At 62.9% G+C, this 15,501-nt stretch carries 12 protein-coding genes and 1 pseudogene; 12 read left to right on the top strand and 1 reads right to left on the bottom strand.

Going from position 1 to position 15,501, the window contains the following annotated elements:
* Positions 1-83: 83 nt before the first annotated feature.
* A complete protein-coding gene (locus ACW5W4_RS00065) occupies positions 84-1,652 on the bottom strand; it encodes a transglycosylase SLT domain-containing protein (RefSeq protein WP_456687971.1) in 1,569 nt (522 codons plus the stop codon).
* A gap of 442 nt (positions 1,653-2,094) precedes the next feature.
* Here ACW5W4_RS00065 and nrfA point away from each other — a divergent pair, with 442 nt between their 5' ends.
* From nrfA to yjfF, 12 genes and pseudogenes are all read left to right on the top strand, one after another.
* Positions 2,095-3,540, top strand: a complete 1,446-nt coding sequence (gene nrfA / locus ACW5W4_RS00060; protein WP_456687970.1) for an ammonia-forming nitrite reductase cytochrome c552 subunit — start codon at positions 2,095-2,097, stop codon at positions 3,538-3,540.
* Positions 3,541-3,591: 51 nt separating this feature from the next.
* Positions 3,592-4,185 carry a cytochrome c nitrite reductase pentaheme subunit gene (gene nrfB, locus ACW5W4_RS00055; RefSeq protein WP_427261685.1) on the top strand — a complete coding sequence of 198 codons (594 nt, stop codon included), beginning with the start codon at positions 3,592-3,594 and terminating at the stop codon, positions 4,183-4,185.
* On the top strand, positions 4,182-4,874 hold the full coding sequence (locus tag ACW5W4_RS00050) for a 4Fe-4S dicluster domain-containing protein (protein WP_456687969.1): 693 nt from the start codon (positions 4,182-4,184) through the stop codon (positions 4,872-4,874). Before nrfB ends, ACW5W4_RS00050 begins: the two co-directional genes overlap by 4 nt.
* A gap of 90 nt (positions 4,875-4,964) precedes the next feature.
* On the top strand, positions 4,965-5,918 hold the full coding sequence (gene nrfD, locus ACW5W4_RS00045) for a cytochrome c nitrite reductase subunit NrfD (RefSeq protein ID WP_456687968.1): 954 nt from the start codon (positions 4,965-4,967) through the stop codon (positions 5,916-5,918).
* Between the two features lie 258 nt (positions 5,919-6,176).
* Positions 6,177-8,135, top strand: coding sequence for a heme lyase NrfEFG subunit NrfE (gene nrfE, locus ACW5W4_RS00040; protein ID WP_456687967.1), 1,959 nt, complete (start codon positions 6,177-6,179; stop codon positions 8,133-8,135).
* A complete protein-coding gene (locus tag ACW5W4_RS00035; RefSeq protein WP_456687966.1) occupies positions 8,132-8,686 on the top strand; it encodes a DsbE family thiol:disulfide interchange protein in 555 nt (184 codons plus the stop codon). The genes nrfE and ACW5W4_RS00035 overlap by 4 nt, the downstream gene beginning before the upstream one ends.
* On the top strand, positions 8,683-9,897 hold the full coding sequence (gene nrfF, locus ACW5W4_RS00030; RefSeq protein WP_456687965.1) for a heme lyase NrfEFG subunit NrfF: 1,215 nt from the start codon (positions 8,683-8,685) through the stop codon (positions 9,895-9,897). Before ACW5W4_RS00035 ends, nrfF begins: the two co-directional genes overlap by 4 nt.
* A gap of 91 nt (positions 9,898-9,988) precedes the next feature.
* Positions 9,989-10,439, top strand: a pseudogene (locus ACW5W4_RS00025) (NUDIX hydrolase).
* A gap of 445 nt (positions 10,440-10,884) precedes the next feature.
* A complete protein-coding gene (gene ytfQ / locus ACW5W4_RS00020; RefSeq protein ID WP_456687964.1) occupies positions 10,885-11,844 on the top strand; it encodes a galactofuranose ABC transporter, galactofuranose-binding protein YtfQ in 960 nt (319 codons plus the stop codon).
* Between the two features lie 89 nt (positions 11,845-11,933).
* Positions 11,934-13,442 carry a galactofuranose ABC transporter, ATP-binding protein YtfR gene (gene ytfR, locus ACW5W4_RS00015; protein WP_456687963.1) on the top strand — a complete coding sequence of 503 codons (1,509 nt, stop codon included), beginning with the start codon at positions 11,934-11,936 and terminating at the stop codon, positions 13,440-13,442.
* Position 13,443: 1 nt separating this feature from the next.
* Positions 13,444-14,463, top strand: a complete 1,020-nt coding sequence (gene ytfT / locus ACW5W4_RS00010; protein WP_456687962.1) for a galactofuranose ABC transporter, ATP-binding protein YtfT — start codon at positions 13,444-13,446, stop codon at positions 14,461-14,463.
* A complete protein-coding gene (gene yjfF, locus ACW5W4_RS00005) occupies positions 14,456-15,463 on the top strand; it encodes a galactofuranose ABC transporter, permease protein YjfF (protein ID WP_456687961.1) in 1,008 nt (335 codons plus the stop codon). The genes ytfT and yjfF overlap by 8 nt, the downstream gene beginning before the upstream one ends.
* Positions 15,464-15,501 lie beyond the last annotated feature (38 nt).

Below are 15,501 nucleotides of genomic sequence, written 5' to 3'. Positions count from 1 at the left end.
GAGGGGGCCATGCGGCCATCCCCAGCGAAAAGAGGTGCCCATCGGCACCTCTTTTCAATCGAGGCACTGCTTTCATGACATCGTCAGGGCGCCGCAGGCTGAGGGGGGGCCGCTTTGGGCGTGGCGGCGGCCTCGGTCGGGGCAGCACCGGATGAGGCCTCGCCCAGCGCCTCGGCATGCTGCTCCAGGGTGGTGATGGCCTGATCCTTGTGAGTGAGCTGTTCCATCACCAGCTTGTAGGCGATGTAGTACTTGTAGATGTTGCCGACATAGGTCACCGTCTCGGCGCCTATCTTCTGCGCCGCCACGTACTCGACGTTGTGGAACCAGACATTGGGATCCAACCCCTGTTTTTTCGCCTCGGCCCGCAGCCGCGCCACCCGGGCCGGGCCCGCGTTGTAGGAGGCGAAGGAGAAGAGCGCCTTGTCCAGCGCCGTCATGGGTTCGTCGGCATAGTAGTGATCGATCATCCAGCGCATGTATTTGACGCCGCCGTGGATGTTGGGCTCAAGCTGACGGATGTCACCCACCTTCAGTCCCTTGCCGGTGGCAGGCATGATCTGCATGATGCCGATGGCGCCGACGTGACTGCGCGCCTTGTGGTTGAGCGCCGATTCCTGATAGCCCTGGGCCGCCATCAGCAGCCAGTCCATGTCATAACGCTCGCCGTACTCGCGAAACAGATCCACCACCTGCACAAACTTTTTCCGTTCGGCGGCGGCGGCGGCGCTCTTGACGAACTTGTTCTGCTTGAGATAACGCGCCAGCAGATCGTCGCCGGTCGCCTTGCCACGCAGGGCCTTGATCTGCTCGTTGAGCATGGTCAGCAGTTGCGGGCTCTCCTTGCGTACCGCCCAGGCGATGGTGCCTCCCTCCCTGAACACAGGGGTTTCATGAAGAGTTATCTCGGGAAAGATCTTTTGCCAGAAGCGGGCCTTGTGATCATCCATGACGATAAAGGGCAGCAGACCGGCGTTCACCATCTCCACCAGATCTTCATCTTCCAGCGCCTCGGAGGCGGGCTGAATGTCGATGAGGGGCTCTCCCGCCTCCTTGCGCGCCTGGTTATAGGCGAGCAGGCTCTCGAAATAGCTGGAAGAGGGGCGAACGAAGACGGTCTTGCCCCCCAGATCGGCGGCGCTTTCCACCTTGGGAGAGTAAGAGCCGGAGACGAGCAGTTCGCGCACGTTCTCGAGCAGGGGATCCGTGAACGCCACCCCTTGCTGCTTGCGCTTGTCCGTGATGGTGAGGTTGGCGGCGGCGATATCCCCCTTGCCGGCAGTGAGGGAGGTGAACAGCGCCTCCCGGGCCACCGGAATGAAGACGACATGAACCTTGAGATGGCGCTTGATGGCCTTGTCCTTGCGCAGCTGCTCGTTGAGGCGGCGCTCCAGCGCCATGAAGGCGTCATAGGTGACGCCCCGCTGTACCCCTTTATGGATGAAGTACCCCGTCTTGTTGTAGCTGGTCAGCACCCTGATGGTACGTCGCTCCAGCATGGCATCCAGATCCCCCAGCCAGGGCTGGGCCAGCTCCTGGGTCGTAAAGGAGAGCGCCTCGCGCTCATCTTTCTCTGTTTCCCCCCCTTGCTCACCCCAGGCGGGGAACGAGGCAAGCAGGCTCAGGACAAGCAACCAGCACCAGCGTTTCATCGTGTTTACCTCACTCATTTTATTGAGTGTAGAGCCGCCAGATGCGCCACTTAGCCCATTGCGTTTGGTCTATCCGGGGTGGCAGTAACCAGATGATATGGCCAGGCCAGAGAGGCAGAGCCGGACAAGGCCCTCCTTGGGGAAAGCCTTTGAAAAGACACCCATGCCTGGCCAGAGACGGGGCGCTTTTTCTTCAGATTTTGGCGTGAGATCTCACTTTTACCATCTGGCGCCAACGGGAATTGATCTAGCGCAAAACCGACCTCGATAAATCATCATTTCCTTTACCCATTATGTAGTATTCCTGCCGAGCAATCGTGGGATCTCATTGATTCCATTCATAACAAGAGTTCGGTTTGCCTGCTCCCGCCACACGCGAAGACTGGTGTCCACGTCATGGATGGCAAGGGTCAGGTTTTGCTACGTTTTTTATTGGGGAGCGATGATCGTGAGTTCATACAAGATACCAACCAGGCTGGGCCTCGCCGCCCTGCTGATGACAACCCTGCTCTGCGCCCCGGCGCAGGCAGACGAGGCGCAGTCCAAACAGCCCGAGGGCAAGATAGAGACGCGCAGCGAGCTGTTCGCCAAGGATCACGCCGATCAGTTCAGCAGCTGGAAGGCCACCAGCGAGAGCAAGGATCGCACCGACGCCCTGGCCGAGGATCCCAACATGGTGGTGCTCTGGGGTGGCTATGCCTTCGCCAAGGATTACAACAAGCCCCGCGGCCACTTCTATGCCCTGACCGACGTGCGGGAAACATTGCGCACCGGTGCCCCCAAGAGCGCCGAGGATGGCCCCCTGCCCATGGCCTGCTGGAGCTGCAAGGGCCCGGACGTGGCCCGCGTCATCGATGAAAAAGGCGAGGATGGCTACTTCAAGGGGATGTGGGCAAAAGGCGGGCCGGAAATCGTCAACACCATAGGCTGCGCCGACTGCCATGACACCGCCTCCAAGGAGTTCAAGGAGGGCAAGCCCGCTCTGCACCTCTCCCGTCCCTATGCCGACCGCGCCATGACCGCCATCGGCAAGCCGTTCAAGGAGCAGGGCCGTTTCGATCAACAGTCCCAGGTGTGCGGCCAGTGCCACGTGGAGTACTACTTCAGTGGCCCCACCAAGGCGGTAACCTTCCCCTGGAGCAAGGGCACCACGGTGGAGCAGATGGAGCAGTATTACGACGAGATAGGCTTCGCCGACTGGACCCACGCCCTCTCCAAGACCCCCATGCTCAAGGCCCAGCATCCCGAGTACGAGACCTGGCGTGCCGGCATTCACGGCCAGAACAACGTCGCCTGCGTCGACTGCCACATGCCCAAGGTGCAAAACGAGCAGGGCAAGGTCTACACGGATCACAAGGTGGGTAACCCCTTCGATCGCTTCGAGCAGACCTGCCGCAACTGCCACACCCAGAGCAAGGAGATGCTGCAGGGGGTGGTCAAGCAGCGCAAGGATGCCGTCACCGAGATCAAGCTCAAGGTCGAGAAGCAGCTGGTGCACGCCCACTTCGAGGCCAAGGCGGCCTGGGATGCCGGCGCCACCGAGACCGAGATGAAGGACATTTTGCAAGACATCCGTCACGCCCAATGGCGCTGGGACTTCTCCATCGCCTCCCACGGGGTGCAGATGCACGCCCCTGAAGTGGCGCTGCGCATGCAGGGAACCGCCCTGGACAAGGCAGCCGACGCCCGCACCAAGCTGGCTCGCCTGCTGGCGGCCAAGGGGATCAGCCACGAGATCGCCATTCCCGACATCTCCAGCAAGGAAAAGGCCCAGGCCGCCCTTGGCATGGACATGAAGCAGATGAAGGGCGACAAGGCCCAGTTTCTCAAGACCACAGTCCCCGCCTGGGATGCCGAGGCCAAGGCGGCCGGACGGCTCGCACAGTAACGAGATTTGTGGGCCCGCCGAGTCGGGCCCGCAATCGGATGGAGGCTTCCTATGGGTGATTTAACGATGGATTTCTTACGATTGATGCTGATGGCGGCCATGCTGCTGACCAGCCTGCAGGGCCAGGCGGCCCCCGAGCAGACGGCCGCGCCGGTACCTGCAACACATGAAGTGGAGTTTTTGCGCAGCCCCGACAAGGCCTGTACCGACTGCCACAAGGAGCAGAGCGAGGGGATGCACGGCAAGCACGGCCAGGCGACCAATCCCAACAACCTGGCACCGGTCACCTGCACCAACTGCCACGGCCAGCCCTCCCCCCAGCACAGGGAAGGGGTCAAGGACGTGATGCGCTTTAGCGACAGCTTCAATGAGAAGCAGAGCGAGGAGACCTACCCCATCGCCGAACAGAACGGGGTCTGCATGAGCTGCCACGAGCCCAAACCCCTGCGCGAGGCGCTCTGGGCCCACGACGTGCACGCCACCAAGCTCAGCTGCACCAGCTGTCACGCGCTGCACCCGGCCAAGGAGCCCATGGTGGGCATAACCGAAAAATCCCGCATCAAGATCTGCGTCGATTGCCACGGCAAGCAGCATCAAGCCAAGGCGGCCGCCCTGCAGGCCAATGCGGGCAAGGAGGCACCATGAGCTGCTCTCGTCGTGACTTTATGGCGGGCCTGGGCGCGGGGGCCCTCATCATGATGACGGGGACTGTTCGTGCCAACTCCCGCGCCGGCGCGGCCATCCTGGCCCACAGCCAGACCATAGAGGGGGTGCGCTTTGGCATGCTCCATGACGAGGCGGCCTGCATCGGCTGTACCGCCTGCATGGATGCCTGCCGGGAGGTGAACCAGGTGCCACAAGGGGTCTCGCGCCTCGAGATCATCCGCTCCGGCCCCGTCGGTGAATTTCCCGATGCCGAGTACCACTTCTTTCGAAAATCCTGCCAGCACTGTGACAACGCCCCCTGCGTGCACGTCTGCCCCACCGGTGCCTCCCATATCCGCAAGGAGGATGGCATCGTCGACGTGGACCCGGACTTGTGCGTCGGCTGCATGTATTGTCTGGCCGCCTGCCCCTATCAGGTGCGCTTCATCAACCCGGTCACCCGGGTGGCCGACAAGTGCGACTTTTGCCGCAAGACCAACCTGGCGGCGGGCAAGGAGCCGGCCTGCGTAGAATCCTGCCCCACCAAGGCGCTGGTGTTCGGTAATCTGGATGATCCAAATAGCCCCATCGCCAAACGGCTGGTGAAGGAGACCACCTATCGCTACAAGCAGGCACTCGGCACCTCGCCCAAGATGTACCGCGTGCCCAAAGGGGAGATAACGTCATGACCATGCAAGCGGCATTTCACTTCCCCTCGCTGATGTGGGGACTTGTCCCATCGCCATCTACCCCGGCAATCACCGATGGAGGGAATGACCATGTGGCATGACGCATTTCACTTCCCCTCCCTCGTTTGGGACTGGCCGATCGCTATCTATCTCTTTCTGCTCGGCATCTCGGCCGGGGCCACCAGCCTCTCGGTGCTGCTGCGCCGCAAGGGGGCCGGCAGCGAGAGCGGCATCATCAAGGCGACCGCCATCCTGGCGCCGCTCTCGGTGATCCTCGGCTTGTTGATCCTCATCTTCCATCTGGCCCGACCCTGGACCTTCTGGAAGCTGATGTTCCACTACCAATTCGACTCCGTGATGTCCATGGGGGTCATGCTGTTCCAGCTCTATATGGCGGTGCTGTTCGCCTGGCTGGCGGTGGTATTTCGCACCGAGATCGAGACCCTTCGCAGCCGGTTGCTGAAAGAGAAGTTCGCCTTTGTGGATGGGCTGATCGCTTGGCTTGCCCGCATCGAGCGGCTGCTGGCGCCGCTCTTGTTGCTGCTGGCTGTGCTGCTGGGGGCCTACACCGGCTTTCTGCTATCGGCGCTCAAGACCTATCCGCTCTTGAACAACCCAGTGCTGCCGGTGCTGTTCCTGGTTTCCGGCATCAGCTCAGGGATCGCCTCCACCATCTTGCTGGCGGTGACCCTGTTCAAGGAGCACCACCACAGCCCGGGCGTGAGCTTTGTGCATAGCTTCGAGCGCCCCGTGTTGGCGGTAGAGGTGCTGCTGCTGGTCTGCTTCTTTACCGGTCTCTACTTCGGTGGCGGCCAGAAGGAGGTGGCCATGTGGGCCGCCATCGGCAGCGGCTTCTGGGCCCAGGTGTTCTGGGTCGGCGTGGTGGGGATCGGCATGTTGTTGCCCCAGTTGCTGGCCCTGCTGACCCCGGCGCCCCTGCGGGAGCGAAACGGTCATCTGGTACTGGTGTGCAGCCTGACCCTGGTGGGGATACTGCTGCTGCGCTACTTCGTGCTCTATGCCGGCCAGATGACGGTCGTATAAGGGGAAATGCATGATTTGTAGCAAAAGCGACCATACGACGTCGGCTTGCAGCATGACCCTGATGGGCATGCTGCTGTCTGATGCTGCGTCATCCTCGTATGCCGGCCAGATGACGGTTGTTTAAAAGTATGATCACCAGCGCCAGCCGCCCTCGGGGGACTGGCGCTGGTTTGTTTCCAAGAGTGTGGATCTTATCCCCCAGCGCCGGTGCTGTGCAGACGCTGCGGCATAACATAAACGAATGAACCTGGAGGTTGTGTGCTGGCGGAGCTCGGCTATCTCTCACTGCTGCTGGCGGCGGCACTCTCCCTGCTGCAGGGCACCCTGCCCTGGCTGGGCTTGCGCCTCGCTTCCCCGACCCTGCTGGGCTGCGCCAAGCCGCTGGCGCTGAGCAATGCCATACTGCTGGGGGCTGCCCTGTTGCTGCTCGCCAGCTGCTTTGCCCGGGATGACTTCACCCTCACCTATGTGGCCCAGCACGCCAACAGCGCCCTGCCCATGGGCTTCAAGCTGGCGGCCGTGTGGGGCGGCCACGAGGGCTCCATGCTGTTTTTCGTCTTTGCGCTGGCGCTCTGGGGGGCCTTGGTGGCGCTCTGTTCGAAACGGGTCGATCCATTGATCACCACTCGAGTGCTGGCCATCATGGGGCTTATCGTCGGTTTGTTCGCCCTCTACACCCTGATCTTCTCCAGCCCCTTTGACCGGCAATTCCCCGGGCCGCTTGAGGGGCGCGATCTCAACCCCATGCTGCAGGATATCGGCCTCATCATACACCCCCCCCTGCTCTATCTCGGCTATGTGGGCTTTGCGGTCAACTTCGCCTTCGCCATGGCGGCGCTGCACTCGGGCCGGCTGGACGGCGCCCTGGCCCACTGGAGCCGCCCCTGGGCGCTCGGCTCCTGGGTGTTTCTCACCGCCGGTATCCTGCTCGGCTCCTGGTGGGCCTATTACGAGCTCGGCTGGGGCGGTTGGTGGTTCTGGGATCCGGTGGAGAATGCCTCCCTGCTGCCCTGGCTGCTGGGCACAGCCCTCTTGCATGCCCTCGTCGTCTGCGAGAAACGCGGCGCCTACGGCCACGGTGTGCTGCTGCTCTCCATCTTCACCTTCGCCCTGAGCCTGCTCGGCACCTTCGTGGTGCGCTCCGGGGTGCTCACCTCGGTGCACGCCTTCGCGGTGGACCCCAATCGCGGCCTCACCCTGTTGCTGCTGCTCGGCCTGTTATTGACCACGGCACTCACCCTGTTTGCCCTGCGGGCAGACATTCGCGCCCCCTATGCCCGCTTTGGCTTGCTGTCAAAGGAGGGAATCTTGGGCTGCGCCATACTGCTGCTCTGCGTGGCCTGCGCCAGCGTGCTGCTCGGCACCTTCTACCCCATGGTGTTCCAGTCCCTGCATCTGGGATCGCTGTCGGTGGGCGCCCCCTATTTCAACGCTGTTTTCGTGCCGCTGGCGCTGGCGCTGATGGCACTGATGACCCAGATCCCGCGCCTGCGCTGGCAGCAGCTTGCCGCAGGTTCCCGGCTCAACACCTTGCTGCCGCCACTGTTTGGCCTGCTGGGGGGCGGCCTGCTCAGCCTCGCTTATCGCGAACAGGGAACCCTGGGCTGGAGCGGCATCCTCGCCAATATGCTAAGCCTCTGGCTCATCGCGAGCCTGCTGATCAATGTCTCATTCAAGACCCATGGCCTGAGTGCCAACCGGCTCGGCAGCCTGCTGGCCCACCTCGGGGTGGCGGTGTGCGCCCTCGGCATTGCGCAGGTGAGCCACCACAGCCAGGAGGGGGGCGCAGTACTAAAAGCAGGCAGCCCCTACCAGCTTGGCGCCTATACCTTTCGCTATGAAGGGAGCGAGCCGATCATCGGCCCCAACTACACCGCCGAGCGCATCACCTTGAGTGTGCACCGGGAGGGCCGCGAGGTGGCCAGGCTCACCCCAGAGCGGCGCCACTACAGCGTGCGCACCATGAACATGAACGAACCCGGCATCCAGGGGGGACTGTTTGGGGATCTCTACGTGGTGCTCGGCGAGAAGATGGGGCCGGACGCCTATGCCATGCGGCTGCACCATAAACCGCTGGTGCGCTGGATCTGGCTCGGCGGCATCCTGATGATGGCGGGGGGCGCCCTGCGTCTGCTGGGGCGCAAGCCATTGCTGGCAGCCCAACCGCAGACCTCTGCACATCAAGTCGCGGGCTTGCTCCCCAAGGAGGCGCCATGAGCCCGCGCCTGCGTCTCTTCCTCCCCCTGATAGTCACTCTGGGCCTCGGCGCCCTGCTCTGGCTCGGCCTTGGCAACGACCCTTACCGCCAGGACGAGGCCGTCGCAGGGCGCACTCTGCCTGCCTGGCAGAGCGAAAATCTGCTGGATGGGAGGATTATTGATACCGCTGAGCTAAAAGGTGAGCCCTTTGTGCTCAACGTCTGGGCCAGCTGGTGCCCGAGCTGCCGTGCCGAGCATCCGCTGCTCAATGATCTGGCGGGCGCCGTGCCCCTTTACGGTCTCAACTACAGAGACAAGGGGGACGCCGCCCGCATGTGGCTTGCTCAGGCGGGCAACCCCTATAACGCCGTGCTGGCGGACCCCGACGGCAAACTGGCACTGGAGCTCGGTGTCTACGGCACGCCGGAAACCTATCTCTTTGCCGCCGATGGCACCCTGCTGACCCGTCATACCGGTCTGCTCACCCGGGAAATCTGGCAACGCCAGTTTGCCCCCCTGCTTGCCAGGGCCCGTGCCCTGCCCACCCCACAGATGAAGGGGCAGCCATGACGATCCGCCCCCTCCTCAATCCGCTGCTGATAGCCCTTGCCATCACGCTGCTCATGGCACTGAGCCCATCGGCCACGGCCAGCGGGGTCGACACCTATGAGTTTCGCCACCCCGAGCGGCAAGCTCGGGCCCAGGATCTCGCCCGCGCCCTGCGCTGCCCTCAGTGCCAGAACCAGAACCTGGTGGAGTCCAACTCCCCCATCGCCCGGGATCTGCGCCTCGAGGTCTACCGCTGGGTGGACGAAGGACAGAGCGATGAGCAGGTGATCGCCCGCATGACGGAGCGCTTTGGTGATTTCGTGCGCTACGATCCCCCCTTCAAGAGCAGCACGGCGCTGCTGTGGGGAGGGCCAGCCCTGCTCTTGTTGCTGGCGCTTGCTCGCCTGCGCGCTAGCCTGCAACGCAAACAGCAGATTCGCATGCCACTGATTGGCGATAAGGAGCAAGGGAACCTGGCCCAGGATCCCAGGGCCGAGCTGAACCGGCTGATCATGGCCGAGCAGCAGGTGGGGCTTGCCCCCCACAGCCCCCTCCATCGGGAGCTGGAGTTGGCCCGCCTCGCCAATGCCATCCCGGCGGCGGAGCTGGCCCTGCGCAAACAACTGGCCAGCCAGCATGACAATCGCGCTCGCCATACCCGGCACATGTATGTCTTGCTGTTGCTTGGCATCCTGGCTCTCGCCGCCGTTGCCGCCACTTATATGAGCACCGGTCGCTACCAGGCGTGGCAGGCCTATCAGTCGCGCCCCGATCCCCTGGCGGGATTGAGCCCGCGAGACTTGCAGGACAAGGCGCTGGAGGCCCTGCACCAGCGGCTGCAAGCCGACCCCGCCGATCTGGAGGCCTGGGCCGAGCTTGGCCAGTGGTATCTGTATCGGGACCAGTACGACAACGCCCTGCTCGCCTATCAGCGCCTCGCCCTGCAAGAGGGGGGCGCCAGCGCAGCGACCCTGGCCGCACAAGCCACAGTGCGCTACTACCAGGCGGGCCAGCGGCTGACTCCCGAGGCAACACGCCTGCTGGAGAGCGCCCTCAAACAGGACAAGGGGGAAGTGAGCGCCCTGATGCTGCTCGCGTCCGATCACTTCCTGCACGGCCGCTACGGGGAGGCCATCGCCCTTTGGCAGCAGCTGCTCGATGGCGAGCGCCCCCGCATCAACCGGGCAGCGCTTATCGAGGCCATCCAGACAGCCCGCATCATGGGGGGTTGACCGGGGACAGGGCGGGACGCAGAAAATGGGGCAAGGGGCGCCAAACAACCCCATAATGCAAACCGTGACTTCACGACGACAAGGTATCTGCATGATCCCCATTCGCTGCCACGCCGTTGCCGGGGTGGCGCTATCGAACATCCATGGCCAGATAAAGATACTGCTGATGAACAGGGTCAAAGGGGGCTTCTGGTGTCATGTGGCGGGCACGGTCGAATCGGGTGAAACCGGCTGGCAGCATAGTGCGCGAATTTGGCGAGGAGACGGGCATCAAGGTGACCGAGCTCTATAACGGCCAATATCTGGAGCAGTGTTACGACGCGGCCACCAATACCGTCATGGTGGTGCCTGTGTTCGTGGTCTATTGCCCGCCCAATCAGGTGGTGACCCTCAATGATGAGCACACCGAATATCGCTGGTGTTCCTTCACCGAGGCCAAGGCGCTGGTGAGCTTCCCCGGCCAGCAGGCGCTCTATGACCATGTCTGGCACCATTTTGTGCAAGGCCGCCCCTCGGCGCGGATGCGGATCCATGTCCCTTGATGCCACCCACCTCCCCCCTGAGCGCTTCATGGTCAAAGGCGGTACATCGCGCCCTCCCTGGGCGTTGGGTAACATCTGGCCAGTTGGGTGGTGCGTCCGGGGGCGAGGAACTCAGGCCCATGGCATTCAGATGATATCGAGCGCAGGGGCACAAGGTCAGGGCCGGCACTGTGCGCCCCCTGGGACGGGGGCCAAACAACGTCCACCTTCTCGCCCAGTGTCATCCTGGCGCCAGCACAGATATGCGAATAAATATGCACTGAACACACGATTTACCCCGCCCGATATATGAACTCTTCTGCTGTTTGTATGAAGCATCATGCTGCTGAAAATTTTCTGTGAGCCACCTCCCGCCGTTAAATTCAAGAGCCTCTACCCTTGAGCCGTACAATAACAACCTGACGCGTTCCGGTTTATTTCACCATGCATCACAAAGGAGTGTCATATGTATAAAAAAGTGAAACTGGCGGGCATTATCAGCACCCTTGTTCTCTCGGCCTCTGCATATTCTGCCGAGATGACCGTGGGCTTCTCGCAAATAGGCTCTGAGTCCGGCTGGCGGGCGGCGGAAACCTCGGTCGCCAAGACGGAAGCACAGAAACGCGGCATCACCCTGAAAATTGCCGATGCCCAGCAGAAACAGGAGAACCAGATCAAGGCCATTCGCTCCTTCATTGCCCAGGGGGTAGATGCCATCTTTATTGCCCCCGTGGTGCAGACCGGCTGGGAACCGGTATTGCAGGAGGCGAAAGAGGCCGAGATCCCGGTGTTCCTGCTGGATCGCAACATCACGGTGAAAGATGACGGCCTCTTCATGACCGGGGTCGCCGCAGACAGCGTCCACGAGGGGGAAGTGGCAGCACAGTGGCTCATCAAGCAGCAGGATGGCAAGCCCTGCAACGTGGTGGAATTGCAGGGTACCGTTGGCGCCAGCGTGGCGCTGGATCGCAAGAAGGGCTTCCTCGACACCGTCGCGGCCGTGCCCACCATCAAGATCATCCGCACCCAGTCCGGCGACTTCACCCGCAGCAAGGGCAAGGAGGTGATGGAGAGCTTCATCAAGGCGGAAAATAGCGGCAAGAATATTTGCGCCGTCTACGCCCATAACGATGACATGGCCATCGGCGCCATCCAGGCCATTAAAGAGGCCGGGCTGAAACCGGGCAAGGATATCAAGATCATCTCCATCGATGGGGTGCCGGATATTTTCAAGGCGATGATCGCAGGCGAAGCCAATGCCTCGGTGGAATTGACGCCGAATATGGCGGGCCCCGCCTTCGACGCCCTGCTGGCGTATAAGAAGGATGGCACCCTGCCCCCCAAACAGATCAAGACGGCGTCTATTCTGTTCGAGCCTGACAGTGCCGAGGCCCAGCTCGCACTGAAAAAAGACATGGGATATTAATACCGCTCGCCCGCTGAGCCAGCCAGTTGAATAGCACGCCATATCGGCTGAGTTGCGATATGGCGTGTTATATCGGAGAGCCCCTATTCATGACAAAAAACACTCAGGATGTCCTGTTGAATGCCCGCGGGATCTGCAAGACCTTTCCCGGGGTGCGTGCCCTGCATCAGGTGGACTTTTCCCTGCGAAGGGGGGAGATCATGGCGCTGCTCGGCGAGAATGGCGCCGGCAAGTCCACCCTGGTCAAGACCCTCACCGGTGTCTATCAACGAGACGCCGGCCGCATCGAACTCGATGGCACCGCCATCTCCCCCACGGACACCGCCCATGCCCAGCGCCTGGGGATCGGCACCGTCTATCAGGAGGTCAACCTGCTGCCCAACATGTCGGTGGCGGACAATCTCTTCATCGGCCACGAGCCCCGCCGTTTCGGCTTCATCGACCGGGGCGCCATGACCCGGCAGGCCCAAGCCATCATGGCCGACCACGGCTTCGAGATGGATGTCACCCTGCCTCTGGGTCACTACTCGGTCGCCATGCAGCAGATAGTGGCCATCGCCCGGGCGGTGTCGCTCTCGGCCAGGATCCTGATCCTGGACGAGCCCACCGCGAGCCTGGATGCCAGCGAAGTCCAGATGCTGTTCTCCCTGATGACTCGCCTGCGGGATCAGGGGGTGAGCCTCATCTTCATCACCCATTTTCTCGATCAGGTCTACGCCATCAGCGATCGCATCACTGTGCTTCGCAACGGCGAGCTGGTCGGCACCCGCGACACGGCCGCGCTGCCACAACTGGAGCTGGTCAAGATGATGCTGGGGCGCGAGCTGGACGACAACGCCCTCAAGCGGGCCGGCAAGACACTGCGCAGCAACCAGCCCATGGTGTCGTTCAGGGACTATGGAAAGCGCGGGGTCATCGCCCCCTTCAGTCTCGACGTCATGCCCGGGGAGATAGTGGGCCTCGCCGGCCTGCTCGGCTCGGGTCGCACCGAGACCGCCGAGCTGATGTTCGGCATAGTGCCGAGCGACAGCGGCGAGTGCCGGGTGCGAGACAAGCCGGTGACCATCCGCAGTGCACGCCAGGCGGCCGCCAACGGCTTTGGTTTCTGCCCGGAGGATCGCAAGAGCGCCGGCATCATCGCCTCGGCCTCCGTGCGGGAGAACATGGTGCTGGCCCTGCAAGCCCAGCGGGGCTGGCTGCGCCCCTTGCCCCGCAAGGAGCAGGACGAGATCACCGCCCGCCTCATCGAGCAGCTGGCCATCAAGACCCCGGGACCGGAGCAGCCCATCCAGTTTCTCTCCGGGGGCAACCAGCAGAAGGTGCTGCTCGCCCGCTGGCTGCTCACCAAGCCCCAGTTCCTGATCCTGGACGAACCCACCCGGGGCATCGACGTGGGGGCCCATGCCGAGATCATCCGCCTCATCGAATCCCTCTGCGCCAACGGGCTGGCCCTGCTGGTCATCTCCTCCGAGCTGGAGGAGCTGGTGGGCTATGCCGATCGGGTGATCGTCCTTCGTGACAGAAAACAGGTGGCAGAGCTTGCGACGGACGCCCTGAGCGTCCCTGCCATCATGAACGCCATTGCATGCGAGGCCTGATATGACGTCATCCATCCTCCCCCTCGCCAAGGGGTCGCGCGCCCGCAGAGCCCTGCCCACGGGCACGGCCCAATGCGGGGCCCTGCTCTGCGTGCTGCTCATCAATGCCCTGGTCGCCGACAACTTCTTCGCCATCCACATCCAGGATGGGCGGCTGTTTGGCAGCCTCATCGACATACTCAACCGCTGCGCCCCTGTGGCCCTGCTCTCCCTCGGCATGACGCTGGTGATCGCCACCGGCGGCATCGATCTGTCGGTGGGAGCCGTGATGGCCATCAGCGGGGCCACCATGGCCAGCCTGGCCACCGGCGGCCACAGCCTGCCGGTCATCTTCGCCTCCGTCATCGGGGTGGGCCTGCTGTGCGGCCTGTGGAACGGCCTGCTGGTGGCGGTGTTCAAGATCCAGCCCATCGTCGCCACCCTGATCCTCATGGTGGCGGGCCGGGGCATAGCCCAGCTCATCACAGAGGGGCAGATCATCACCTTCAACAACGAGGCCCTGGCCTGGATCGGCAGCGGCTCCCTCTTCTATCTGCCCACCCCGGTCATCATCACCCTGGGCATGGCGCTGCTGCTCTGGCTGCTGACCAAGCGCACCGCCCTCGGCCTCTTCATCGAGGCGGTGGGGATCAACATCAAGGCCGCCAAGAACGCCGGGCTCAACACCCCCATGGTGGTGATCGCCACCTACCTGCTGAGCGGCATGATGGCCGCCGTCGCCGGCATGATAGTCGCCGCCGACATCCGCGGGGCCGATGCCAACAACGCCGGGCTCTGGCTGGAGATGGACGCCATTCTGGCGGTGGTGATAGGAGGCACCTCCCTGATGGGGGGGCGCTTCAACCTCGCCCTCTCCCTGGTCGGCATCCTGATCATCCAGGGGGTGAACACAGGGATCCTGCTCTCCGGCTACCAGCCCCAGTGGAACCAGATCGTCAAGGCCCTGGTGGTGCTGGCGGTGCTGGTCATGCAGTCGCCGGCCCTCAACCACCTGTTCCAGCGAGGGACTCGCCATGTTTAAACGCAACCTCCCCCTGATGGTGACCATCATGGTCTTCGTGCTGGGCTATCTGCTCTGCCTGGTCTCCTTCCCCGCCTTCATGTCCACCCGCATCATCTGCAACATACTGACGGACAACGCGTTTCTGGGAATAGTGGCGGTGGGCATGACCTTCGTCATCCTCTCGGGGGGCATAGATCTGTCGGTGGGTGCCGTCATCGCCTTCACCGGCGTGCTGCTGGCCAAGCTTATCGGGGATCTCGGGGTCAGTCCGCTGCTGGCCATTCCCCTGGTGCTGGTGCTCGGTGCGGGCTTTGGCGCCCTCATGGGCTGGCTCATCGACACCCTGAAGATCCCCGCCTTCATCATCACACTGGCGGGCATGTTCTTCCTGCGGGGGGCCAGCTTCCTCATCTCGGAGCAGTCCCTGCCCATCGATCACCCCAGCTTCACCTATCTGTCGAGCCTGTCGTGGAAGATACCGGGAGGCGGGCGCCTGAGCCTGCTGGCCCTCATCATGCTGGCGGTGGTGGTCTTCGGCATCCTGCTCGCCAACCGCACCCGCTTTGGCAACAACGTCTACGCCATCGGCGGCAACGCCACCTCGGCGGCCCTGATGGGGATCTCGGTGCGCCACACCACCATTCGCATCTACCTGCTCTCCACCACCCTGGCGACCCTGGCGGGCATCGTATTCGCACTCTACACCTCGGCGGGCTATCCGCTCGCCGCCGTCGGGGTGGAGCTCGATGCCATCGCCGCCGTGGTGATCGGCGGCACCCTGCTGAGCGGCGGGGTGGGCACCGTCTTCGGCTCCCTGTTCGGGGTGCTGATCCAGGGCTTGATCCAGACCTACATCAACTTCGACGGCACCCTCAGCTCCTGGTGGACCAAGATCATCATAGGTCTGCTGCTGTTTAGCTTCATCGCCCTGCAGCGCCTGCTGATCCTGGTCTCGGAACACCGCAAGGCCAACAACGCCACCCCCTTCAAACGGCAGAGCCCCTCACCCCCAACATAGATGCCCTGTCCCGGCAGGGCTGGGCCTTCGAGCAGCTC

The sequence above is a fragment of the Aeromonas crassostreae genome, from assembly GCF_054052445.1.
The sequence above is the reverse complement of the archived record's forward strand: the minus strand, read 5'-3'. Positions and strand labels throughout refer to the sequence as shown.